Genomic DNA, 21,067 nt, shown 5'->3' on the forward strand with positions numbered 1-21,067 from the left:
ACCGGTGTCGTCGTACGTCGGACACGAGGAGAGGTCGATGCGGAGAACGGGGGAGTCGATCCTGGCCTCGGCCGCGGTCGGACTGCTGGCGTCAGCTGTGGGGCTGCAGCGGTGGCGTCGGGTGAGTGCGGACCGACAGGATGCTGGCGCTCGGGTGCTGCACCTGTCTCGGGGGCCGGTCGAGGTGCGCGATTCCGGCGTCCCGGCGGGCGGCCGGCGTACGACGGACGAGCCGGCGGTCGTCGTGGTCCACGGCACGCCGGGCGGTTACGACCTGGCGCAGGTGACCGCCTCCGGGCTCGGCCTCGACGACCGGCGGGTGGTGTCGGTGTCGCGACCCGGCTACCTGCGCACCCCCCTGGCCAGCGGTCCCACTCCCGAGGAGCAGGCCGACCTCTTCGCCGAGGTGCTCGACGCCCTCGGGATCGAGACCGCCGTGGTCATCGCCGTGTCGGGCGGCGGGCCGGCCGCAGTCCAGTTCGCCCTGCGGCACGCCTCCCGCTGCGCCCGGCTGGTGCTCATCGAGTCGCTCGTGCAGACCTTCACCGAGCACGAGATGTACGCGTCCCTGCAGCCCCTCGCGCGTGTCGGCAAATGGCTCGGGGAGCGGCTGGCCCAGGTCGACGCGGTGATCGCCGGGTATCTGATCGTCACGCCGCGCTCGGATCCCGGCCCCGCGGTGGCGGCGGCCGCGGTCCGCTTCGACCGCCGCAAGGTCGGGTACACCGCCGACATGCGCCTCTTCGAGGACGTGCCGGACTACCCGTTCGAGCAGATCAGCTCGCCCACCCTCGTGATCCACGGCACCGCCGACGTCGATGTCCCCTTCGCCCAGGCGCAGACGGCCGCCGATCGCATCCCCGGCGCACAGCTGGTGGCCGTGCCGGGGGCGGACCACCTGGGTCTGTGGCGGCACGAGGTGGTCGGGCAGCGGGTCCGGGCGTTCCTGGCCGACTGAGCCCCTCTGCTCAACGAAGAGGTCCTGCGGTCGCGGTCAGCGGCGGCCGTCGTCCTTGGGTGCGTCGGACTCGATCCGATCCAGCTCGGCCCGCAGGGCTGCCAGGTCGGCGTGCGATGCGTCGCCCAGGAAGTGCGCGAACGTCGCCTGCCGTTCGTCACCGTCGAGGGCCGCCAGCGTCTGGTGCAGGGCGCGGGCGGTCATCTCCTCGCGGGTCGCCGCGGCGGCGTACCGCCATGCCCGTCCGTCGCGAACCCGGTCGGCCAGGCCCTTCTTGGCCAGCCGGTCGAGCACCGTCATCACCGTGGTGTAGGCGAGTTCCCGCTCGCGAGAGAGTGATTCGAAGACCTCTCGCACCGACAACGTGCCACCGGCCGGCGCGTCCCACAGCCGGGACATGACTGCGCCCTCCAGCTCACCGAGCTCCGCTCGCCCACTCGTGGGCATGCGCGCCACCTCCATCTTCCATGTCCTCGCGGCTGAGCTCGATCACGCGGTCGCAGCCCTGCACGCCGATCTGCTGGTGACTGACCACGACCACCGAGGCGTCGCGGGTCGCATCGTGCAGATCGCGCATCAATGCGGACGCGGTCGGGTGATCGAGGTGGGCCACCGGTTCGTCCAGAAGTATGACGCGGCGGTCCGCGAGCACCGCCCGAGCTATCGCGATCCGGGTGCGTTCGCCGCCGGACACCCCTCGGGCATCGGATCCGAGCAGCGTGTCGAGTCCGTCGGGCAGCCCGGCGACCCACCGCCCGAGACCCGCGTCGACCAGCGCGCTCGCCACCTGGCTGTCGCTCGCGCCCGGGCGGGCGAGCAGCAGGTTGGCGCGCAGCGAGCCGGCGAAGAGGTGCGGTTCGTCGTCGACGACGGCCACATGCCGGCGTACGTCGTCGGGCCGGCAGGCGAGAGCGTCGCGCGCGGCGACGTCGTACCGACCGCGGCTCGGATCGAGGTGGCGGGCGAGGACCGCGAGCACCGTGGACTTGCCGACGCCGTTCGCCCCGGTGACGGCGAGGTGCTCGCCCGGAGCGACCCGCAGGTCGATCCCGTGGATCTGGTCCGGCCCGTCCGTCCAGGACGCGGCGACGTCCGACAGCTGCAGGGTGGTCGGTGCGGGGACCTCGGCGGTGTGACCGTTGTCGTGGACGGCGGGCGTCTGCCGAGTGAGCGTGTCGAGGCGGCGGCGGGCTGCCTGACCGCGGGCCAGCGCGCCGACGGCGTCCGGGATCGAGCCCAGGATGTCGGTCAGGGCGACGGGTCCGAGCACCAGGAGCGCGGCGAACGGGCCTCCGACGTCGCCGTTCGCGAGTGCGCCCCGCAGGAGGATCGCCATCCCGAGCGCGGCGGCCGCGGTGAGCAGGAGGCTCAGACCGAGGCCGGCCGCCCGCCCGCGGGCCTGCCGACGCACGGCGCGCTCCAGGTCGAGCTGGGCGGCGTCGAGCCGGGCGAGCTCGGCGTCGCTTCCGCGGATCGCCTGCAGCGCTCCGGTGTTCAGGCTGATGGTCGAGGCGCTGGAGGTCACGGCGCCCCGCGCGCTCAGGCTCGCGCCGTGGCCGGCGCGCTCCAGGGACCAGTCGATCGCACCGATCAGAATTGCCACCAGGGCGATCGCGACGACGACGAGGGCCGCCGGTGGATAGAGGATCGCGGCCGCGACGGTGGCGACGAGACAGGTCATCGCGGCGGCCAGCAGCGGCACGATGGCGCGCACCTGCACGTCGACCTCGTCGTCCACGTCCCGCACGACGGCGCCGAGCAGATCGGCGCGGCGGCGCCGCCCCAGCCGCGCGGGCGTCAGCGGGATGAGGGTGCGGTAGAGGTCGGTGCGCCGGTCGGCGAGCAGGTGCAGTGCGGCGTCGTGGGAGCGGATCCGCTCGACGTACCGGAAGATCGGCCGGCCGATACCGAACGCGCGCACGGCCACGATCGCGGTGAGCAGGGTCAGGATGACGGGCCGGGTGCTGGCCTGCACGATGAGCCACCCGGAGGTGGCGGTCAGCGCGACCCCGCAGGTGGCGGCCAGCCCGCCGAGGACCCCGGCCCGCAGCACACCGGGAGCGGGTCGCAAAAGTGCGCGGCGTGTGACCGGGCCGACCCGCGCCGCGGGCTCCTCCCGTCGAGGGGTGGGGATATCACCGGGAGGTGGGGTCAGATGCCCACCCTTCGACGATTGCTCCACCCCCTGACGGACGGTGGTGACGGGGAGCCGGAGCGGAAGGTCGACGCGCCGGTCGGCGACCGCCATCAGCTCCGGGTCGTGGGTGACCAGGACGACCGCGCGCGTGGTCGCCAGCTCGCGGATCATCGCCTGCACCTCGAAGGCCGCGGCAGGGTCCAGGTGGGCGGTGGGCTCGTCCAGCAGGATCAGCCGCTCGTCGCCGAGGCGGGCGCGGGTGAGCGCGAGCAGGGCGCGTTGCCCTGCGGACAGTCCGTAGCCGTCGTCGCCGAGGAGGGTGTCGAGCCCGGCGGGCAGCGTCCGCAGCGGCGCGGGCAGCCAGTCGACGCCGTCTGGCAGATCGGCGATGCCGAGGTTGTCACGCAACGTCCCTGGTGTGACGAACGGACGCTGAGTGACCAGATGTGAGACGGGTGCCACGACGTCGCCGGAGGTCGGCGTACGCAGCTCCGCGAGCAGCTCCAGCAGGGTCGTCTTGCCACACCCCGACGGGCCGGTGACGGCGGTGATCCCGGACGCGGGGACGTCGAAGCTCACGTCGCGCAGCACGTCGACGTCCGTGCCCGGGTAGCGGTAGGACACGCCGGTGACCGCGGCCCGACGGCCCGGCTCGCCATCGGTCGAGCGCGGTGTGTGCACCGCCTCGTCGAGGAGCGCGTCGATGGCCTCGGCACCGTCGGCGGCGGAATGGAACTCCTGGCCGACCCGGCGGATCGGCCAGTACGCCTCGGGCGCGAGCAGGATCGCCGTCAACGCGACGGTGAGCGAGATGCTGCCGTAGGTCAGCCGCAGGCCCACGAAGACCGCGACGATGGCGACCGAGATCGTCGCGAGCAGCTCCAGAGCGGCGGAGCTGAGGAACGCCGTACGCAGCGTGCGCACGGTCGCCCGGCGATGCCGGTCGCCGACCTGCGCGACGACGTCGACCTGGGCGTCGGCGCGCTGGTAGTTGACCAGGGTCGGAAGTCCCCTCATCACATCGACGAAATGACCTGCCAGCCGGTGCGATTCGGTCCAGCGAGCCTGTGTCTCGTCGCGCGTGTGCATCCCGATGAGGGCTGCGAAGAGGGGCAGCAGCGGCACGGTCAGCACGACGATGAGGGCGGTGACCCAGTCGACCCAGACCATCGCGGCGATCGCCAATGGGGGCACGACGGCGGCGCTGACCAGGGCGGGGAGGTAGCGCGCGACGTACGGCTCCACGGTGCCTGCCCCGATGGTCGAGCGGGTCAGCATGGTGGTGGGGTCGGGCGACGTGTCGACCCGTCGATGCAGCCAGGCGGTGAGCACCCGACGGCGCAGCAGCCCGGCCACTCGCGTGCCGGCCCATGCCGCGGTGACCTCCCCGGCCGCGCTGAGCAGCCCGCGCACTGCGAGCAGGGTCAGCACGGTGACGGCCCAGGCGGTGAGGGATCGGCGTTCGACGAGCGCGACCACGAGGTGGGCGACCGCGACGGCCTGAGCGATCGCGACAATGCCCTGCGCGACGCCGAGCACGCCAAGGGCTGCGACCGGGCCGCGGGTCTGCGGCACCTCCCGCAACAGGCGCGGGTCGAACGGCGCGGCCATCAGCGACCTGCCTCCTGCAGCGACTCCGACGGAGGCAGCGGCGCCAGCGGGTCGTGCTTGGTCGGGAGGGTGCTGGTCGAGATGCGTTTGCGGAAGACCCAGTAGTTCCAGGCCGAGTAGCCGATCACGACGGGTGTCATGACGACGGCGGCGCCGGTCATGATCTGCAGGGTGAGGTGAGAGCTGGAGGCGTTGTCGACGGTGAGGGAGTAGGCGGCGTTCGTCGTGCTCGGCATCACGTCGGGGAAGAGCGCGACGAAGTAGGTCGCGACCGCCATCCCGATGGTGAGCATGGTGCCGGAGAACGCGAATCCCTCCCGCCCGCGCAGGTTTGCGGCCAGCGCGCCGAGCAGTGCCACCGCGGCCACTGCCGACGTGATCCAGGACCAGGTGGTGCCGGTGTGCAGGTCGACCCAGCCGAGCAGCACCACCGCGAGGACCGCGGAGACCAGTCCCGCCTTCGTGCCGAGGGCGCGCGCGTCGCGTCGCACCTGACCGTCGGTCTTCAGCGCAATGAAGAAGCAGCCGTGGGTGAGGCTGAGGGCGAGGATGGTGAGGCCGCCGAGCAGGCTCCACGGGTTGAGCAGCGTGAGCAGGGTGCCGGTGAAGTCGCCTGCCTTGTTCAGCGGGACTCCGCGCACCAGGTTGGTCAGGGCGGTGCCGACCAGCAGCGGGGCGATGACCGAGCAGGTCACGATGATCGCGTCCCAACGGCGTTGCCAGGTCTCGCCGTGGCGCTTGTGGCGGTACTCCAGCCCCATGTTGCGCAGGATGAGCGCGACCAGCACGAGCAGGAAGGCCAGGTAGAAGCCGCTGAACATCGAGGCGTACCAGGCGGGGAACGCCGCGAAGGTCGCGCCGCCGGCGGTCAGCAGCCACACCTCGTTGCCGTCCCAGAACGGTCCGATGGCGTTGAGCAGCACGCGTCTGCGGGTGGCGCCGTCCTCACCCTCGGCGTCGCGGCCGAAGATGCCGAGCAGCATCCCGACGCCGAAGTCGAAGCCTTCGAGCATGAGGTAGGCGGTCCACAGCACCGCGATGAGGATGAACCAGAACGTCTCGAGAGTCATTGCTGTGCAGTCCTTTTCGTGGTGGTCAGTAGACGAACGACACGGGCGCGGGCGTGTCGTGCTCGTCGGTGGAGGCCGCGTCCGGGTCGGGCGGCGCGGGGTCGGCGCCGCGGCGGGTGTAGTCGAGGAAGAGGCGCACCTCGACGACGGCCAGGGCGGCGTACAGGAGGGTGAAGACGACCATCGAGGTGAGCACGGTGCCCGCCCCGTTGCCGGAGACGCCTGTCTTGGTGCTCATCACGCCGTAGACCAGCCACGGCTGGCGGCCGGTCTCGGTGAAGATCCAGCCGAAGCTGTTGCCGAGGACCGGCAGCAGCGGCACGGCGATGCCCGCCCAGACCCACGGTTTCGCCAGGGCGGTGCGGCCCTTGCGGGTGACCCACAGGACGCCGAGCGCGACGATCGTGGACGTCATACCGACGCCGATCATCAGCCGGAAGGACCAGTAGGCCAGCGGGATGTTGGGCGTGTAGACCGCGTCGGCCGGCTGGCTGTACGCCGCGGGCACACCCTCCGCGCGTGCCTGTTTCTGCAGCTGTGCGGGCAGGCTCGCCTTGAGGTCGTCGATCCCGTCGACCTTGCCCTCGAAGCTGCCGGTGGCGAGGAAGGACAGCACGCACGGCACCTTGACGGCGGCCTTCTGCGACTGCCCGTTGAGGGAGCCGATGGTGAAGAGGGAGAACGCGGCGCAGTGGTCCTGGGTGGTGTAGAGCGCTTCGGCGGCGGCCATCTTCATCGGCTGCACCTCGGTCATGATCTTGCCCTGGGTGTCACCGGTGACGGCTACGCCCGCGCCGGCCAGCAGCGTGACGACGGCGCCGATCCGCGCGGCCTTGCGGTACATCAGCGAGTCCTTGGTGCCGCGGTGCTTGTGCAGCAGCCACAGCCCGACGCCCATCACGACCCCGCCGCCGACGAGGTAGGCGCTCGCGACGACGTGCGGGAAGGTGACCAGCTGCACCTTGTTGGTCAGCACCGCGACGAAGTCGGTGAGCTCGGCGCGGCCGGTGGTGGCGTTGTACTTCCAGCCGACCGGGTGCTGCATGAAGGAGTTCGCGGCGAGGATGAAGTACGCCGACAGCAAGGTGCCGATGTGCACCAGCCACATGCACGCGGCGTGCGCCTTCTCCGGGATCCGGCCCCAGCCGAAGATCCAGACGCCGAGGAAGGTGGACTCGAGGAAGAACGCGAGCAGCGCCTCGAACGCCAGCGGTGCGCCGAAGATGTCACCGAAGAATCGGCTGTACGCCGACCAGTTCATCCCGAACTGGAACTCCTGCACGATGCCGGTCACCAGCCCGAGCGCGAAGTTGATCAGCAGCAGCTTGCCGAAGAACTTCGCCAACCGCAGCATCTCCGGGTTGCGCCCGCGCAGCCACTGGGTCTCGAAGCCCGCGACCATCGCCGACAGGCCGATCGTGATCGGGACGAAGAGGAAGTGGTAGACGGTCGTGATCGCGAACTGCCATCTCGCGAGGTCCAGGTTGCTCACGGGGGTGCCCTCTCGGCGTACGTACTGTGGCTGCCTCCCACATTACTACTTAACGTAGTACTACGCACGTCGTAGTGAGTGTCCCAGTTGAGTGGAGTCGCTAGGCCGAGGTCACCGCACCACGGTCAGCGGTTCGCGAGCGTCCACCTGACGCAGCAGGTGGTCCGCGACGTCATCGGGATGGTGCTGCCCGGCCTGGCCGACCGACCCCACGATGACCGTGTGGTTGACGTGCACCGAGTGCGGCGCCAGTGCGTCGTGCAGCATCCGGTAGTAGACCGTGGCAGCAGTCGTGGTGACCCCGCTGGCCGCGCGGTCATGCGCTCGGGCTGAGCGCACCGCTGCCCGTGGTGAAGAGCAGCGTCCCGGCCGCTCGCCGCCGCATCGCGGGAGCCACGGCGTCGACTGCGGTGGCCGCCCCGCCGATGGTCAGCGCGCTCGCGGCGGCGAGGTCCTCCGCCGAGGTGTCCAGCACCGGCTTGATCAGGGAGACGTCGGGCAGGGCGCTGAAGAGGAGTACGTCGGGCTCGCCTAGTTGCTGGGTCAGCTCGGCGATTGCTGCGCGCAGGTGTGAGCTCTGTGTGATGTCGGCCGCCACCGCCGCGGCGTCACCGCCCTGCGCGCGCAGTTCGTCGACCAGCGCAGCCAGTCGTACGCGGTCGCGTGCGATGAGGCCGACCCGGTATCCGCCGCGGGCGAAGCGGCGTGCCGCCGAAGCTCCGATGCCGGGGCCGGCGCCGACGATGAACAAGACCTGATGGCCATCTTCGCGACCTGAGTCCCCCGTCCCGCCCGGACCGCTCGCCGTCATTGCGCCGTCCACCCGCCGTCCACGGGCAGCAGCGCACCGGTGACGAAGCTGGCGGCGTCGGAGGCCAGGAACGCGATCGCCTCGGCCACCTCCTCCGGCCGCCCGATGCGGCCGATCGGGTGAGCGTCTCCGAACGACGCGAGCATCTCCCGACCGTTGTCGACCACGCCCTCCATCAGGTCGGTGTCGATGACACCGGGCAGAACAGCGTTGGCTCGGATCCCCTTTTTGCCCCCTTCCATCGCGACCACGCGGGTGATCTGCGCGATGGCGCCCTTCGACGCCGCGTACGCCGTCTGCGTCTCGAAGGCGACCACCGAGGACACCGATCCGACGGCCACGATCACACCGGATCCGGCGGCCTCCATCACCCGGAACGCTTCCCTCGACTGGACGAAGTTGCCGCCGGCGTTCACTTTGAGAATGGCGTCGAAATCGGCCACGCTGGTCTCCGTGATCGGCTTGTTGAGGGTCCGGCCGGCGTTGTTCACCAGAATGTCGAGACGTCCGAACCGGTCGACCGCGTGACGCATGGTCGCGCGAGCGAATGCTTCGTCAGAAACGTCTCCGACCAGCGCCGCGACGGTTTCCGATTCGAATTCGGTGACCGTGTCGGAGCGGTCCGTGACGACCACTCGGGCCCCGCGCTCCCGCAGCAGAGTCGCCGTGGCGTGACCGATACCGCGAGCGGCCCCGGTGACCACCGCCACCCGGCCGGTCAGATCGTACGCAGCCTTTTCAGGCATGAATGTCTCCTCGATAGTTTTGCTATGTGCTATCGAGTCTGTTCGGGTAACGGACGCGGCGGCAGGGTGTGTCGCACCCGGTGACGGTCCTGGGCAGGGCGAGACTCTGATCTTGGACGTCGATGACGTGTGCGGCGTACGTCGGCCGCAAGCCGGTCGACGGCTTAGCGCTCGACCGAGCGATAGCGCGTCCACCAGGTGGCGAGCGGCGTGTCATTGCGTTGCTTGAAGTCGTCGCTGAGGGCGCCCACGAAGCGGATGTCGAGCAGTTCGGTCGACTCGGCCCGGGCGCGTTGACCCTCCGCAGTGACGTCGAGGTGTCTGGCGATGGCCGCTTCATCCTCGTACCGCTCGTGCTGGAGCACGATGTCGTGGTCCCGGGCCAGCTCGTACTCCAGCACGTAGGGCTCCTGACTCTCCGTGATCGGCGGCACCAGGGCGAGGTATTCGTCGAACCGCGCCTCGTCGGTGATGCGGTAGCGGAAGTGCAGGTCGATGGTGGTCGTCATACGGACTCCTGGTCGGTCGGGGTGGTGAGGATCGCGGCGCCGGTGGCCATGTCGATCGGCACGGAGGCGTGCTCGTGCACGGCGAGCCAGCGGCCGTTGACGCGCTGCCACACGTCGGTCACGCGAGCGTCGGCCACTTGGAGCGAACCGTCGGGCTGAGGGACCTCGACGTGCGAGTCGGCCAGGGACAGCGCAATGTCGTCACTCAACTGTCGGACCGTGATCCTGGGGTAATGGAAGGCGATGCCGCGGACGTCGAGCAGGTCGCGCGCGGTGACCCGGAGGTCGTGCAGGGAGGTCACCCCCGGCCGGAGGTAGTCGAACAGGACGGTCGAGTCGTCCGGCAGGAACATCGCGACGACGCCGTCGGCATCGCGGCCCACTGCTTCCGCAGCGGCACGCATCGCCGCTGTGATCTCGGCGATGACAGCCGGATCGCCGACGGACTTGTTCCCGATCTCGTACATCGCGCTCACCACGTCCCTCTCGACGACAAGGCGGCTCCAACTCGTGGTCCGCTAGATTCGACGCTAGTGAGCCCAGGAGGCATGCGGTTGACCGTGCGGACCCGTTGATTGCCTGTCTCACCCAGGAGGGTGCGCATGTCACTCGACCGACTTGACGACCTGATCTCCCGGCACGCCGGTGGGCACCTGTCCACCGCCGTTCCGCGCCAGATCCTCGTGCGAGAGGACCGCTGCGTCGAGGGCGCGGCCCTGGATTACGACACGATGTTGTGTGTCGTGACCCGGGGGACCAAGCGCACCGAGGTCGGCGGCAGGTCTCGGGCAGTCGAGCGAGGCGAGATGCTCGTCAGCCTGGTCGAGCTCCCGCTGACCGCGACGTTCTCATCGCCCTACCGATCTGTCTGCCTGCTCATCGACCCCGAGGCAGTCGCGGACGTCGCTCCGCGGACGACGCAGCGACTCCAGAGCAGCGACGCGGGGTTCACCAGCGCGTCGGCCGGCGCCCCGCTGCTCGATGCGCTCACCCGGTGGGTCGGTCTTCTCGACGAGCCCGACGCGATCGGCGTGCTCGCGCCTCGGTATGAGGAGGAAGTGCTCTACCGGGTGCTGACCGGCCCGCTCGGCGGCGTCCTGCTGCAGGCGGGGCAGACAGGTGTGCTGCGGCGGATCCGGATCGCGGTGCGGTACCTCCTCGATCACTACGCGGACGACGTCGCCCCGCAGGACCTCGCCACGATGGTCGCGATGAGCCCCTCGTCGTTCAACCGTCAGTTCCGGGCAGTGACCGGCATGAGCCCGAAGCAGTACCAGAAGCACGTCCGGCTCGAGCGGGCACGACGCCTGCTGGCACAAGGCGCGTACACAGCGCAGGGTGCGGCGGCGCAGGTCGGCTACGTGAGCGCGTCGCACTTCAACCGCGACTACGTGCGGCACTTCGGTAGCACGCCCCGTGCGCACGCACGCATCACTCACGGATCCTGAACTTTGGGGGGGGAGGTACCCCGTACCGGGCCGCGCCCGCGCACATCCGACTCGGCTGCCAGCAATGAGGCAGAGCGGGAACCCGCGCAGTTCTAGCGTGCGGTGAACCGCGTCCTACCGCCCAGTTGGAGCGCGCGACCAAATACGTCCATCACCCACCAGGACTCAAGGCACCATCATTGTGGCCGTTTTGACGCGGACCGGAACGTGGGTCTTCACGTCTGACGAGATCGTGCGACCTGCGCTCCGGTGGAGGACTGCATGAGCGCGACAACGGCGGCATGCGAACCCAGTGTTTGAATCCCGCGTGCTTGAGAAGACCACGCACTCCCGCACCATGTCCGCACGACTGGGGCACGTCGCCGGTCGGGTCGGTCGGATCTCGGGTCGGTGGCGTGTCGGTACGACTGCCCCGACTTTCGTCGTGAAGAGCAGCGACCCCGCTTGACACCCACCGTTTCTGGAGTCTCGAGGACTAGTGTGAGACCAGTATGAGTTCCTACGCCACATTCCGTCTGGGCAATTTTGAGTTTGGTCAGATCAGGAACGAAGTGGACCCCGAGGTCTTAGCCGTCTTCACGGACGACATGCTCGAGAGGCACACGGAAAGCGCAAGTGACTACTACCCGTGGTGGCGAGACGAGTACCCAACTGACGCGGAGTCCAGCGAAGCTGACCATCCCGTTGCCGTCGTTCGCCTAGCAGGCCCAGGGCCGGTGATCGCGGCACGATTGGATTTGATGGGGATCACTGCGACCGAGGTGAAGGCACTGCTCGAGGAATCCATCAGTTCACTCGGCCGGCGGTACGAGGACAATCTAGCTGTGGGCGGAAACGAGTACTTTGCCCAATATGTTCGCAACACCGTTGAAGTTGCGTCATCCCTAACCGTTTCGCAATGGCAGGAAAAAGTATGTGACCTGGATGCTGCCGAGTGGAGCAAGCGACCTTTTGCACCTGGCTCGGCCGGGTGGATGCTTGACCTGATCGAGTACTGGGAATGGCGTCACGTACTTCGCTTGTTGCTCACCGTCTGGCCCGAAGAGCAGGTCGTGCTTGACTTGACCGACCTGAATGATGGCGGTTGGATCGACGACACCCTTGCTGACTCTCTGGCTTCAGGTGCATTAGCCTTCCTACGGAGCACGGCGTCGGCGCACACCCCCATCGTGGTGCTCACCGAGGGACGTACCGACGCTGAGTTCATTAAAAGTGCACTCGACGTGCTCTACCCAGACCTCCAAGATCTCATCACGTTCCTCGACTACGAAGTGCGCCCCGAGGGCGGCGCGGGCGCACTAGCAAGGTCGGTGAAAGCGTTCGCTGCCGCAGGAATCGCGAACCGCGTGGTCGCTCTCTTTGACAACGACGCGGCCGCCCGGGACGCGATGCGAAGTCTTGATATCGACGGCCTGCCCAAAAACATTGTGGTTTGCCGGTACCCCGATACTGAGCTTGCGTCCAACTATCCAACCCTTGGGCCACCGACCGCGGCCGCGCTTTCTGGTCACATCGAGCACGCCAATGTCAATGGCCTCGCCGGCAGCATCGAACTGTACTTAGGTACCGACGTCCTCACCCAGGAAGACGGCGCTCTCGCACCTGTGCAGTGGCGGTCCTTCATTCAGAGCCTGCGTGCCTACCAGGGCGAGATCATAGGTAAAGAGCGCGTCCACAAACTGTTCCGATTGAAAGTTGAGAACTACGCTAGCTCAGGTGGCTTCGACGAGGCAGCGTGGCATGGGCTGCGGTCCATCCTCGACGTCATCATTAGCGCGTTTCTGGATCGAGCCCTACCAGAGCAACTCTGCGAGCACGGCGGCCGGAGCGAAGCAAGGATCCGAGTCAGGCAGATCTGAATGGGCACAACGACGGCCAACACATTGTGATCGTGTCCAGATCCCAAGAGCATTGGCGTCGAGGGGATGCGAACCTGTCCGCCCTTCGGATCGACGCGATCAGGGCCTTTCGACGACCTAACCCCACCAATATGTAGTCAACCGCCGCGGTCACCTATTGTCCGCGGCAGAGGCAACAGTCAATCCCGAAGAACCTCGCATCCACGTGCGAGACCTAACGCCGGACTTGTGCGCCTACTCTGCTACGCGGCGGACAAGGCGTTCCAGCACCATGGTGACCCGCTCCCAGTTCTCGGCAAGCCACGGCTCGAACGAGAGATCACCACGGTGGCGAGCATTCTTTCGTAAATCCTTAAGTGCCAGTAGCAATGTCGCGTCGTCTCGTTCGGCGCATTGGCCCACCGGCGCCTTTGGATGATCCAAGAGCCCCTGTGATCGCGCAGACTCCACTAGCTGGGCAAAACTCATGCGCCGAGACCGACGGTTGACCAATTCCTCGAGGAGGAGTTCCGCAGCGGTGTGTAGCTCCTCTAGAAGAACCGGTCCTCCGACGCGCCCAAAGTAGTAATGGACGATTACGTCTTCAGTGATGCGGAGGCGCGCCGCAAGCATCGAATGATTGGTCCCAGAGAGGTCATACGGGGTGAAGTAATAGCTCGTCCGTTGTACACCTCGCCACGCCACAACTGCGTCGCTCCTGGTGTCTAATCCTCGGATGTAGAGGTCAGCGAAACCTAACCCAAGCCTGCGTCGCCGCGCGGGGGCCACCCCAGTTCCAAGCACGCCCTCCGCAACTAGCGGCATGTCGCTTTCGAGAACCCTTGCCAGAAGGTCCATCCGGCGGCCGTTACCATCGATGATGCAGCGTAGGACGAAGTCCCCCTGGCGTTCGTTGCGCCATCGCAGGTGAAGCTTCCTCGCGCGGAACATGGCTGCCGGAAGGCACGCGTCGAGGAGGCACTGCTGCTCTGGGGCGCAGGAGAAATCGAAATCGAAACTGGTCATGCGAGGAGCCTTGCATAGGCGCTTCACCCGGTGTGCGGGGCGAGTTGCCACGACTCGACCATGAAGATGTGAGGAGAGGGTCGATGACGGAGCAGCACCGACTGCGAGAGTGGATGGCCGCGGCTGACCGCGAAATCCAGGAGAACTACGCAGAGAATCACGCCAAAGCGCGAGAACCCAAGCGAATTCAACAAACGGGTCATGCCGCCGAGCGCGCCTGGGGTCAGTTGCTTGAGCGCTGGCTGCCGCCCCAATACGAGATCGCCTATCGGCGCTACATCCTTCCGGAGATTGAGGTGGATGAGTACGAGATCCGCGAGACCGACATCGTCATTCTGCGCCCCGGCTATCCCCAGGCTCTGCGCAACAAGGAGGAGGTCCTGGCCGCGGGAGTCCTTGCCGCATTCTCCGTGAAATTGACTCTCGATGGCCCAGGGCTGGCAGAAGGAATCGCTGAAGCCGCCAACATCCGTCGCCACACGGCTTCTAGGCTCGGCACTCCACGGCAAGAACTTACGCAACCGTTTCGGTACGGCGTTCTGAGCCACTCCCACCGGCTTGGGCAAAACCCTCGCAAAAACCTGAACAATAGATATGTCGCTGAGGATGGTATTCACGCATCCCACCCACGTGAGTCTCTTGACCTCGTGTGCGTGGCCGATCTGGGCGTATGGGCGAAGTTGACAGCCACTTGGATGCCTGTGTGGGATGAGGCGCAACGGGCGATAGGCAACCTCGTGGCGGATCATTACTCGGTTCAGACCATGCTGATGGAGGAGGTCACCTCCCTATCGGAGCCCAAGGGCGAATGGCCACCTCCGAGCCAGTTGTCGCCCCTCACGGTATTCATCAGCAGCCTTTACTCGTTCCTTGCTCAGGAAGACGACACAGCCGAACCCTTCTATCGAGGGCTCATAGGCTCTGGACTCTCCGCGGCAGGCTGGGGCACCGGACGAGAGTGGCAGCCGGCCAAGGCATACTCGGAAACAACTCTGGCTAGCCTGCCGAATCGTTTGGTGAACGGCAGGGACCGAGAATGGGGAATGGTATACTGACGGCACCTCGACTACTTCGGGGCCGAGTCGCCCCGACTTTGGCGGCATGCAAGCCCGCGGTTCTCGTGCACCTGCCATAGTAATCGTGCGTTCCAACTGCCGACGCTGCGTCGCGCTCCGTGTCCTCAGAAGCGCACGTTTTTTCGCCGCGTTCTGGTGCTAGCTGGGTTAGACCAGGCGGGTAAGCCTCGGCTGCCCGGGCGTGTTCGCGTAGTCGACGAAATACAGGTGCTCCTCGGGACCAAGGGCGTGAACAGCTCGTGGAGTGGAACACCGGAGACCCAATCGTCCTCGGTGAATTTCCACGGAGTTTGCACGGAGATCAAGTGGACCGGCATGTTATCGATGCTCTGAACATCATGCCTTGTCATGAGGACAGTCTGTCGGGGGGCGAACGCCCCACGCCGTCGGGACAGGTAGTCGCCCACCGCACTCTCGCGCAACGCTGCGTCATACCGCCGCGCGTGACGGATTATTCAGAGGTGTCGTAGATTTTCCAGGGAAGCGAGAAGGCTCCGCATGCAGTCCTCGGTCCGCAGGTTGCGGGGATCAGCGTGGCGGGGATCATTGCCGATTTGTTCCGTCCACGCTTCTTGAAAGGTCATGTAGCAATCGTGGACGGCGCGGATGGCCGCATAGAGAATGTCGTCTCCTAGCTGCCGCGCCTCGGCGACGGCTTCAACGAGAATCCAGACGTGCGACAACACTGTTTCCAGTGCTCGTTGCCCGTCGACTGGCCGCGCGATCCCAACTAGCGTAGCCAAACGTTGCGAGACTTTGCTGTCGACGCGGGCAAGGGCAGCAGCAGACCCCAGCCCGGACGCCGCCGTTATCACGGCCGCGTCCACAACGGCGATGAGGCGGCGCTTCGCAGCACTTCTTTGCTGTTTGTGTTGGATCCAAGTGGTAAGGCCAACAGCGCCGAAGCCTGCCATGAGTGTCGACGCCGCCGTGACAACCGCGACTGCCACCGTCACATCCATACTGAACTCCTTTGAGATGCTGGTCCGCCATGACCTCAACAAGCCCCTTGTGTACGACGAAGACTGAGCCGCAGTGGAGTTGAAGTCAAATGTGGTACTTGGAGCCAGCCCCAATCTTGGAGGCATCTGTCCGCTGCCAACGTGCGCGTTCCATCTGAGAAGTGACCACCACCCGACACCGCGCCGCGCCGCGCCCCGAAACATGACGCCGCAGCACTTCGGGGTGATGTGCCGTTCGGGCGCTCAATGACGCGGCATAACGCAAACTGTGGCGGACAGCGCCCTCATGGATTCCCTGACCCGAGGTTTGCAGACGACCAAAGCTCTCAACGCATCGAGCCGTGCGTCACTCCGCCGCTAGTGCCCCACACCGCCGCGAGTGCCCCACACCGCCGCGAGTGCCCCACACCGCCGCGAGTGCCCCACACCGCCGCGAGTCGGACGCCAGACCTCGCGTTCGGGCTGGGCAGCGGCTAGCGCTCGACGTGAACTGCGAACTCGGCTCCCGTCCACGTGATCAGCGGGAACGCACTCCAGTGATCGTCCACGCCGAGTGAAGCGATGACCTCCTCGATCAGCGAGGACCCGAATCGGTCGCGCCACCGGGCCTCGATCTGGTCGCGCAAGGGTTCGTAGGTGTCGCGCATCATGCGCCCCCGTGCGGTCAGTCGCACGGCATCGCTCTCGATGGTGATGATGCCCAGCCGTTCGAGGTTGCGAGCGCTACTCGTCCCGCCCGTCTGCAACGAGGAAGCGGCTGTCCCAGCGTCAGTGATGCGCTGGAGGGCGTTGGCTGCCCATTGGATGGGACCGCGGTGTTCCGTCTCGTAGTCGCACGCGAACGCGACGAGCGCCTGCGAGAGCAGCGCAGTGATCGGGAGGTCGTCGACGCGGGACGCCGACTCGCGTGGCACCGGCTTCCAATCGACACCCCCGGCCCCACCACCACGGAAGCTTGCGTCGGCGGTGCCGTACGGCACCGGAAAGTGCGGGTGCTCCAGCTCGAACTGCGACACGAGTGCTTCGAGCGGCGGACACGAGGCCGGCTCGATCGGGGCGAGGGATGCGAGTAGTCGCACCTCGCCACGATCGGCCGCGACCAGCCCCTGCCTGGCGGCCGCATTGACGATCGTCTTCATGGCACGTTTCGAAACACGGCCGTGCCACCACAGCTCTTTCGCCGGCAACGGGCCGGCCTCAAGCGGGCGCAACAGCACTGACTCAGTAGACAGGCCAGCGCGAGCCCGCGATTGGAATGCGCCGGACAGCGCCTGCAGGAGCATCCGACCAGTGTGGCGCGTCGAGATAAGGGCCGTCCGTACGCCGAGGGCCAGCACGCGACCACCTGGGGTTGAGATTTTGCGGGCCCGGGGGGGCGTCCAGACATCGCGGCCCGCGTCCCGTCGCACCACGTCACGGAGTGCGCTCCGAATGATCGGTCGCGGTCTGGGCGGTTCGTCGTGGCGCCACTCGCCGTCGGCTCACGCGGCGGCAGGCCTGGCGGCGCTGCTCGCGCAACGCCATGCTGTGGGCATGAATGCAGACGCTCTGCGAGAGCTCCAGTCGCCGCTGAAGAAGAAGTACCGCGACGACCCCGCCGCGGCCAAAACGCCACTGCACGCCGAGGGAGATTGGTCCGACGGGGGCATCACCGCGACCGTGAGCAGCTGGGCCGGTCCAGTGCGGGCCGGTCTGCACGAGGCGACCGGCGGCGACGGGTCGGACGCCTGCTCCGGCGACATGCTCCTGCAAGCGGTGCTCGCCTGCGCCGGAGTGACCCTGCGCAGCGTCGCGACCGTGCTCGGCATCGAGGTGCGGCGGGCCCGGCTCAGCGCGATCGCGAACTTCGACGCGCGTGGGACCCTCGGCGTGTCCCGCGAGGCCCCGGTCGGCATCCAGGGGTTGGTGATCACCGCCCGCCTCGACACCGACGCCGACGACGAGGCGCTGAAGAAGCTGGGCGAGATGGCCGAGCGTTACTGCGTGGTCGGACAGAGCCTCGCCGAGCCTCCGACGATCGTGGTCGAGCGAGCCGGGTGAGAAGTCGGCGCGCCGGCTGAGCGACGCGCGTCAGGCAAGGGCGTCGCGGGCGGTGCGGGGCTCGCGGCCTAGGAGCTCGTGAAGCAGCGGGTCGGTGCCGGCGAAGTAGCCGCCGTGCGCTGCTTGGTAGAAGCCGAGCAGGAAGGTGGCCATGTGTGCGGGCCGTCCGGCTGCGGCCTGCGCGTCGACCCAGTCCTGCTCGTCCATCAGCTCGTAGCGGATGGTCTGACCCGACACCTCGGACGCCACCTCGGCCAGCTCGGCGAAGGTGGGCGCCGCGGTCGCCGTGATGGTGGTCGGCCCGTCGTACGCGCCGTCGGAGGCGAGGATGATCGCCGCCGCCTCGGCGGCGTCCTCCCGTGCCGTCCAGGAGACGGGTCCGTCACCGGGTACGGCGATGATCCCGGTCTCGCGCCACGGGCCGGCGAGCCACGCGAGGCTGTGGGCGTAGAACCCGTTGCGCAGCGACGTCCACGGGACCCCGGTCGCCGCCAGCATCTGCTCGGTGGCGAAGTGGTCTCGGCCCGGGAAGAACGGGTTGTCGGGCGCCGCGGCCTGGTGGCTCGTGTAGAGGATCCGCCCCACGCCGGCAGCGACAGCGGCGTCGACGGCGGCTCGGTGCAACGCGACACCGTCGGCCGTCGGATCGCTGGAGGAGACCAGGAGCAGTTGGTCGGCACCCTCGAACGCGGCAGGCAGCGACGCCGGGTCAGCGTAGTCGGCGCGCCGAACCTCGACGCCCCGGTCGATGAAGGGTTGCGCCTTGGCGGTGTCGCGCATGGTGGCGACCAGCTCGTTTGCGGGCATCCGTTCGAGCAGGTGGTCGAGGGTCGCGCCGTTGAGGGCTCCGGCGGCTCCGGTGATGATGATCATTGATATGCCTTCCGCGCTATCGATGGAAACATCGACGGTAGCAATGGAAGCTGCCGATAACAAGTCGCTGTTATCGTTGATCCGTGTCCGACGTCGCCGCCACCCGAGCAAGCACCCGCGCCGCCATCGTCGACGCGGCTGCAGGACTGCTGCACGAGGGCGGCCCCGCGGCGGTCACCACCCGGGGGGTCGCCGAGCAGGCCGGCGTCCAGGCCCCCACGATCTATCGGCTGTTCGGCGACAAGGACGGTCTCCTCGAGGCCGTCGTCGAGCACGTCATGGCCACCTTCGTCTCTGCCAAGGCCACCGCCGTCGAAGAGGCCACGGCAGCCGACGTGGACCCGCTCGCGGACCTGCGCACGAGCTGGCGCCAGCAGATCGACTTCGGGCTCGCGAACCCCGCCGTCTTCCGCCTCCTCAGCGACCCCGACCGGGTCATCGTCTCCCCGGCGGCGCAGGCGGGCAGGCAGATCCTGGCCGCCCGCGTACGCCGCTTGGCGACCACCGCGCGACTGCGCGTCACCGAGACGCGCGCCGTCGGTCTCATCCAGGCGGCGGGCGTCGGCACCATCCAGACGTTGCTCGCGACTCCGCCGGAAGAGCGGGATCCAGAACTCGCCGACGCCATGCTCGATGCCGTGCTGGCCCGCATCCTCACCGACGCATCCACCGAGACTCCCAGCGGTCCGACCGCGACGGCGGTCGCGCTCCGGGCCTTCGCCCCGCAGCTCCACGCGCTCAGTGAATCCGAGCGTCAGCTGCTGATCGAATGGCTCGACCGCATCACCTGAACGGACGCCGACTCTCTCGCAGCGGCATCCACGTCGCGGGCTGTGCCGCGGAAACAGTGGCGACCCCGAAATCAGCTCGGCGAAATACATATCTTTCGTATGTCGGTGTCGACGGTATAAAACGATCTATCCGGCCCTGAAAGGGGGCTGTGCGAGAAAGGCAAGGACTATGAGTGCAGCATTGAAGCTGAGGGTCGCAGGCTCCCTCGCCGCTGCGGGAGCACTCGCGCTCTCCGGAGGATCCGCATCGGCCGCATGCTGGCCGCACGGGCCGCAGTCGTACACCTGCACCGGCGGTTCGATCCCATCGGGCACCTATTCGAAACTCAAGGTCGAGGGCGTGTGCAATGTGGTGCCCGATGCCAAGATCCGCGTCCTCGGCAACGTCCACGTCGCCGCTGGCGCGGAGTTCGACGCGCAGAGCGCGCCGTCGACGATCACCGTTCGCGGGAACGTCGTCGGTGACGAGGGTTCGTTGGTCGGCCTGGGCTGTGAGCCCATGTCGTACACGGGCAATTCGGCGCACCCGTGCACCGTCGAGCCGGACGCCCACTCCACCATCACCGTCCGCGGCAACGTCCGGGCCACCGACGCGGCCGCCGTGCTGCTGAACGGCGTCACGATCTTCGGACACGTCACGCTGCGCGGCGGAGGCTCGCAGATCCCGTGGGCGATCAAGAACAACACCATCCGCGGCAATCTCACCGCGAGCGGGCAGAAGACCGACTGGCTGGGCGTGCTCTTCAACAAGATCGGCGGCAGCGTGACGCTGACCGACATCGCGCTGAGCGACCCCGACCCGGGCGCCCCCGGCGTCTTCATCGTCCGCAACACGATCGGGTGGGATCTGCGCTGCAGCGGGCTGACCCCTGGAGTGTCCGGCGGATTCGTCCCCGGCAGCGTCAACGTCGTCGGCCACAAGGCGACGGGACAGTGCGCGTCCCTGGTCTGACTGGGCGTCGTACGTCGGCCGATAGGACGGCGCTCCCGGCGGACGGGCGCTAGCGACCGCGACGCGACAGCCGCGTCCACGCGAACGCCGCCGTGCCGAGCAGCACCGGCCAGAGCGCGAGGCGTTCGAGGCCTCCGGAGACCGGACTGTCTCCGGAGGCCACGAACGCCACGGCCGCTGCTGCGGTGACGGCCCCCGTCGCCAGGAGTACGCGGGCAAGGCGCGGCTGCTCGTCGCGCAGCCGGACTCCGAGGACGATCAGGGCGATCGGCTGCGCGACGAAGAGCGGTGTCGCGGCGATCGCGTGCAGGGTGCCGTCCTGGTCCAGCGGCGCGAGGCCGGTGGCGACCGAGCTCAGCCCGGAGACCACCAGCAGCCCGGCGGCCCAAGGCCCCAACGGGCGGAGCAGCAGCGCCGAGCCGCCGGCCAGCAGCACCCCGAAGGTCATGAAGGAGCCGTTCATCACCCCATGCCGCGGCGAGCAGTACGCCAGGGAGCACCCGACCTCACCGAGCCGGCTGACCGAGTCGCCCAGGAAGCTGTAGCCGCCCTTGGTCGCCGCCGCGACCACGAACTCCGTGCCGATGTACGCCGGCCGGACGAGGAGTGCCAACGCTCCCCAGCGCTCGAGCGCAGAACCGGTGACCAACGTGTCGTGCCGCTGCGGGCCTGCGTCCATGTGGTCACCGTAGGGCGTGCCGGATCTGGTCTCGTGCCCGGTGAGTCG

The 21,067-nt window shown here is 67.9% G+C and carries 21 protein-coding genes; 7 read left to right on the forward strand and 14 right to left on the reverse strand.

Annotated features, from left to right (window positions below; translation table 11 throughout):
• Positions 1–37 precede the first annotated feature (37 nt).
• Positions 38–958, forward strand: a complete 921-nt coding sequence (locus tag HNR15_RS00650) for an alpha/beta fold hydrolase (RefSeq protein WP_179478257.1) — start codon at positions 38–40, stop codon at positions 956–958.
• A 36-nt stretch (positions 959–994) separates the two neighbouring features.
• On the opposite strand, the gene HNR15_RS00655 is transcribed toward HNR15_RS00650, so the two are convergent.
• From HNR15_RS00655 to HNR15_RS00695, 9 genes are all read right to left on the reverse strand, one after another.
• Positions 995–1,405 (reverse strand): BlaI/MecI/CopY family transcriptional regulator, encoded by a 411-nt coding sequence (locus tag HNR15_RS00655; RefSeq protein WP_179478259.1) that lies wholly within the window; start codon positions 1,403–1,405, stop codon positions 995–997.
• Positions 1,374–4,706, reverse strand: coding sequence for a thiol reductant ABC exporter subunit CydC (cydC, locus tag HNR15_RS00660; RefSeq protein WP_179478261.1), 3,333 nt, complete (start codon positions 4,704–4,706; stop codon positions 1,374–1,376). Before cydC ends, HNR15_RS00655 begins: the two co-directional genes overlap by 32 nt.
• Positions 4,706–5,776, reverse strand: a complete 1,071-nt coding sequence (gene cydB / locus HNR15_RS00665; RefSeq protein ID WP_179478263.1) for a cytochrome d ubiquinol oxidase subunit II — start codon at positions 5,774–5,776, stop codon at positions 4,706–4,708. The genes cydC and cydB overlap by 1 nt, the downstream gene beginning before the upstream one ends.
• A 25-nt stretch (positions 5,777–5,801) precedes the next feature.
• The gene (locus tag HNR15_RS00670) at positions 5,802–7,268 is read right to left on the reverse strand and encodes a cytochrome ubiquinol oxidase subunit I (protein WP_179478265.1); all 1,467 of its coding nucleotides are present in this window, start codon (positions 7,266–7,268) and stop codon (positions 5,802–5,804) included.
• A 111-nt stretch (positions 7,269–7,379) separates the two neighbouring features.
• Entirely contained in the window at positions 7,380–7,607 is a 228-nt protein-coding gene (locus tag HNR15_RS00675) for a hypothetical protein (protein ID WP_179478268.1), read from the reverse strand.
• On the reverse strand, positions 7,585–8,019 hold the full coding sequence (locus tag HNR15_RS00680) for an SDR family oxidoreductase (RefSeq protein WP_179478270.1): 435 nt from the start codon (positions 8,017–8,019) through the stop codon (positions 7,585–7,587). Before HNR15_RS00680 ends, HNR15_RS00675 begins: the two co-directional genes overlap by 23 nt.
• 56 nt (positions 8,020–8,075) lie before the next feature.
• Positions 8,076–8,825 carry an SDR family NAD(P)-dependent oxidoreductase gene (locus HNR15_RS00685; RefSeq protein ID WP_179478272.1) on the reverse strand — a complete coding sequence of 250 codons (750 nt, stop codon included), beginning with the start codon at positions 8,823–8,825 and terminating at the stop codon, positions 8,076–8,078.
• 164 nt (positions 8,826–8,989) lie between these two features.
• Positions 8,990–9,334: an antibiotic biosynthesis monooxygenase gene (locus HNR15_RS00690; protein WP_179478274.1), complete on the reverse strand. Its 345-nt coding sequence runs from the start codon at positions 9,332–9,334 to the stop codon at positions 8,990–8,992.
• A complete protein-coding gene (locus tag HNR15_RS00695; protein WP_179478276.1) occupies positions 9,331–9,801 on the reverse strand; it encodes a YybH family protein in 471 nt (156 codons plus the stop codon). The genes HNR15_RS00690 and HNR15_RS00695 overlap by 4 nt, the downstream gene beginning before the upstream one ends.
• 135 nt (positions 9,802–9,936) lie before the next feature.
• Here HNR15_RS00695 and HNR15_RS00700 point away from each other — a divergent pair, with 135 nt between their 5' ends.
• Positions 9,937–10,782 carry an AraC family transcriptional regulator gene (locus tag HNR15_RS00700; protein WP_179478278.1) on the forward strand — a complete coding sequence of 282 codons (846 nt, stop codon included), beginning with the start codon at positions 9,937–9,939 and terminating at the stop codon, positions 10,780–10,782.
• A 491-nt stretch (positions 10,783–11,273) separates the two neighbouring features.
• The gene (locus HNR15_RS00705; protein WP_179478280.1) at positions 11,274–12,641 is read left to right on the forward strand and encodes a hypothetical protein; all 1,368 of its coding nucleotides are present in this window, start codon (positions 11,274–11,276) and stop codon (positions 12,639–12,641) included.
• Positions 12,642–12,875: 234 nt separating this feature from the next.
• Here HNR15_RS00705 and HNR15_RS00710 read toward each other — a convergent pair whose 3' ends face one another.
• Complete coding sequence (locus HNR15_RS00710) at positions 12,876–13,646, reverse strand: hypothetical protein (protein WP_179478282.1); 771 nt, start codon at positions 13,644–13,646, stop codon at positions 12,876–12,878.
• Between the two features lie 83 nt (positions 13,647–13,729).
• Between HNR15_RS00710 and HNR15_RS00715 the strand changes: the two genes are divergently transcribed.
• Positions 13,730–14,701, forward strand: coding sequence for a DUF6602 domain-containing protein (locus HNR15_RS00715; protein ID WP_179478284.1), 972 nt, complete (start codon positions 13,730–13,732; stop codon positions 14,699–14,701).
• A 476-nt stretch (positions 14,702–15,177) separates the two neighbouring features.
• Here the strand turns inward: HNR15_RS00715 and HNR15_RS00720 are convergent, their stop codons facing one another.
• A complete protein-coding gene (locus HNR15_RS00720; protein ID WP_179478286.1) occupies positions 15,178–15,684 on the reverse strand; it encodes a hypothetical protein in 507 nt (168 codons plus the stop codon).
• A gap of 473 nt (positions 15,685–16,157) precedes the next feature.
• Positions 16,158–16,967 carry a hypothetical protein gene (locus HNR15_RS00725; RefSeq protein ID WP_179478288.1) on the reverse strand — a complete coding sequence of 270 codons (810 nt, stop codon included), beginning with the start codon at positions 16,965–16,967 and terminating at the stop codon, positions 16,158–16,160.
• A 250-nt stretch (positions 16,968–17,217) separates the two neighbouring features.
• Here HNR15_RS00725 and HNR15_RS00730 point away from each other — a divergent pair, with 250 nt between their 5' ends.
• On the forward strand, positions 17,218–17,724 hold the full coding sequence (locus HNR15_RS00730) for an OsmC family protein (protein WP_179478290.1): 507 nt from the start codon (positions 17,218–17,220) through the stop codon (positions 17,722–17,724).
• A 30-nt stretch (positions 17,725–17,754) separates the two neighbouring features.
• Here the strand turns inward: HNR15_RS00730 and HNR15_RS00735 are convergent, their stop codons facing one another.
• Positions 17,755–18,597 carry an NmrA family NAD(P)-binding protein gene (locus tag HNR15_RS00735; protein ID WP_179478292.1) on the reverse strand — a complete coding sequence of 281 codons (843 nt, stop codon included), beginning with the start codon at positions 18,595–18,597 and terminating at the stop codon, positions 17,755–17,757.
• A gap of 83 nt (positions 18,598–18,680) precedes the next feature.
• Here HNR15_RS00735 and HNR15_RS00740 point away from each other — a divergent pair, with 83 nt between their 5' ends.
• Positions 18,681–19,388, forward strand: coding sequence for a TetR family transcriptional regulator (locus HNR15_RS00740; protein ID WP_179478294.1), 708 nt, complete (start codon positions 18,681–18,683; stop codon positions 19,386–19,388).
• Positions 19,389–19,557: 169 nt separating this feature from the next.
• Positions 19,558–20,340, forward strand: coding sequence for a hypothetical protein (locus HNR15_RS00745; protein WP_179478296.1), 783 nt, complete (start codon positions 19,558–19,560; stop codon positions 20,338–20,340).
• Positions 20,341–20,389: 49 nt separating this feature from the next.
• Here HNR15_RS00745 and HNR15_RS00750 read toward each other — a convergent pair whose 3' ends face one another.
• Entirely contained in the window at positions 20,390–21,019 is a 630-nt protein-coding gene (locus HNR15_RS00750) for a DUF998 domain-containing protein (protein WP_179478297.1), read from the reverse strand.
• Positions 21,020–21,067 lie beyond the last annotated feature (48 nt).

The sequence above is a fragment of the Allobranchiibius huperziae genome (genome assembly GCF_013410455.1).
GTDB lineage: Bacteria > Actinomycetota > Actinomycetes > Actinomycetales > Dermatophilaceae > Allobranchiibius > Allobranchiibius huperziae.

Coding starts and splice junctions, on each gene's coding strand:
- HNR15_RS00650 (WP_179478257.1), top strand. CDS start 38: ATGCGGAGAACGGGGGAGTCGATCCTGGCCTCGGCCGCGGTCGGACTG.
- HNR15_RS00655 (WP_179478259.1), bottom strand. CDS start 1,405: ATGCCCACGAGTGGGCGAGCGGAGCTCGGTGAGCTGGAGGGCGCAGTC.
- cydC (WP_179478261.1), bottom strand. CDS start 4,706: ATGGCCGCGCCGTTCGACCCGCGCCTGTTGCGGGAGGTGCCGCAGACC.
- cydB (WP_179478263.1), bottom strand. CDS start 5,776: ATGACTCTCGAGACGTTCTGGTTCATCCTCATCGCGGTGCTGTGGACC.
- HNR15_RS00685 (WP_179478272.1), bottom strand. CDS start 8,825: ATGCCTGAAAAGGCTGCGTACGATCTGACCGGCCGGGTGGCGGTGGTC.
- HNR15_RS00690 (WP_179478274.1), bottom strand. CDS start 9,334: ATGACGACCACCATCGACCTGCACTTCCGCTACCGCATCACCGACGAG.
- HNR15_RS00695 (WP_179478276.1), bottom strand. CDS start 9,801: ATGTACGAGATCGGGAACAAGTCCGTCGGCGATCCGGCTGTCATCGCC.
- HNR15_RS00700 (WP_179478278.1), top strand. CDS start 9,937: ATGTCACTCGACCGACTTGACGACCTGATCTCCCGGCACGCCGGTGGG.
- HNR15_RS00705 (WP_179478280.1), top strand. CDS start 11,274: ATGAGTTCCTACGCCACATTCCGTCTGGGCAATTTTGAGTTTGGTCAG.
- HNR15_RS00710 (WP_179478282.1), bottom strand. CDS start 13,646: ATGACCAGTTTCGATTTCGATTTCTCCTGCGCCCCAGAGCAGCAGTGC.
- HNR15_RS00715 (WP_179478284.1), top strand. CDS start 13,730: ATGACGGAGCAGCACCGACTGCGAGAGTGGATGGCCGCGGCTGACCGC.
- HNR15_RS00720 (WP_179478286.1), bottom strand. CDS start 15,684: ATGGATGTGACGGTGGCAGTCGCGGTTGTCACGGCGGCGTCGACACTC.
- HNR15_RS00725 (WP_179478288.1), bottom strand. CDS start 16,967: ATGCTCCTGCAGGCGCTGTCCGGCGCATTCCAATCGCGGGCTCGCGCT.
- HNR15_RS00730 (WP_179478290.1), top strand. CDS start 17,218: ATGAATGCAGACGCTCTGCGAGAGCTCCAGTCGCCGCTGAAGAAGAAG.
- HNR15_RS00735 (WP_179478292.1), bottom strand. CDS start 18,597: ATGATCATCATCACCGGAGCCGCCGGAGCCCTCAACGGCGCGACCCTC.
- HNR15_RS00745 (WP_179478296.1), top strand. CDS start 19,558: ATGAGTGCAGCATTGAAGCTGAGGGTCGCAGGCTCCCTCGCCGCTGCG.
- HNR15_RS00750 (WP_179478297.1), bottom strand. CDS start 21,019: ATGGACGCAGGCCCGCAGCGGCACGACACGTTGGTCACCGGTTCTGCG.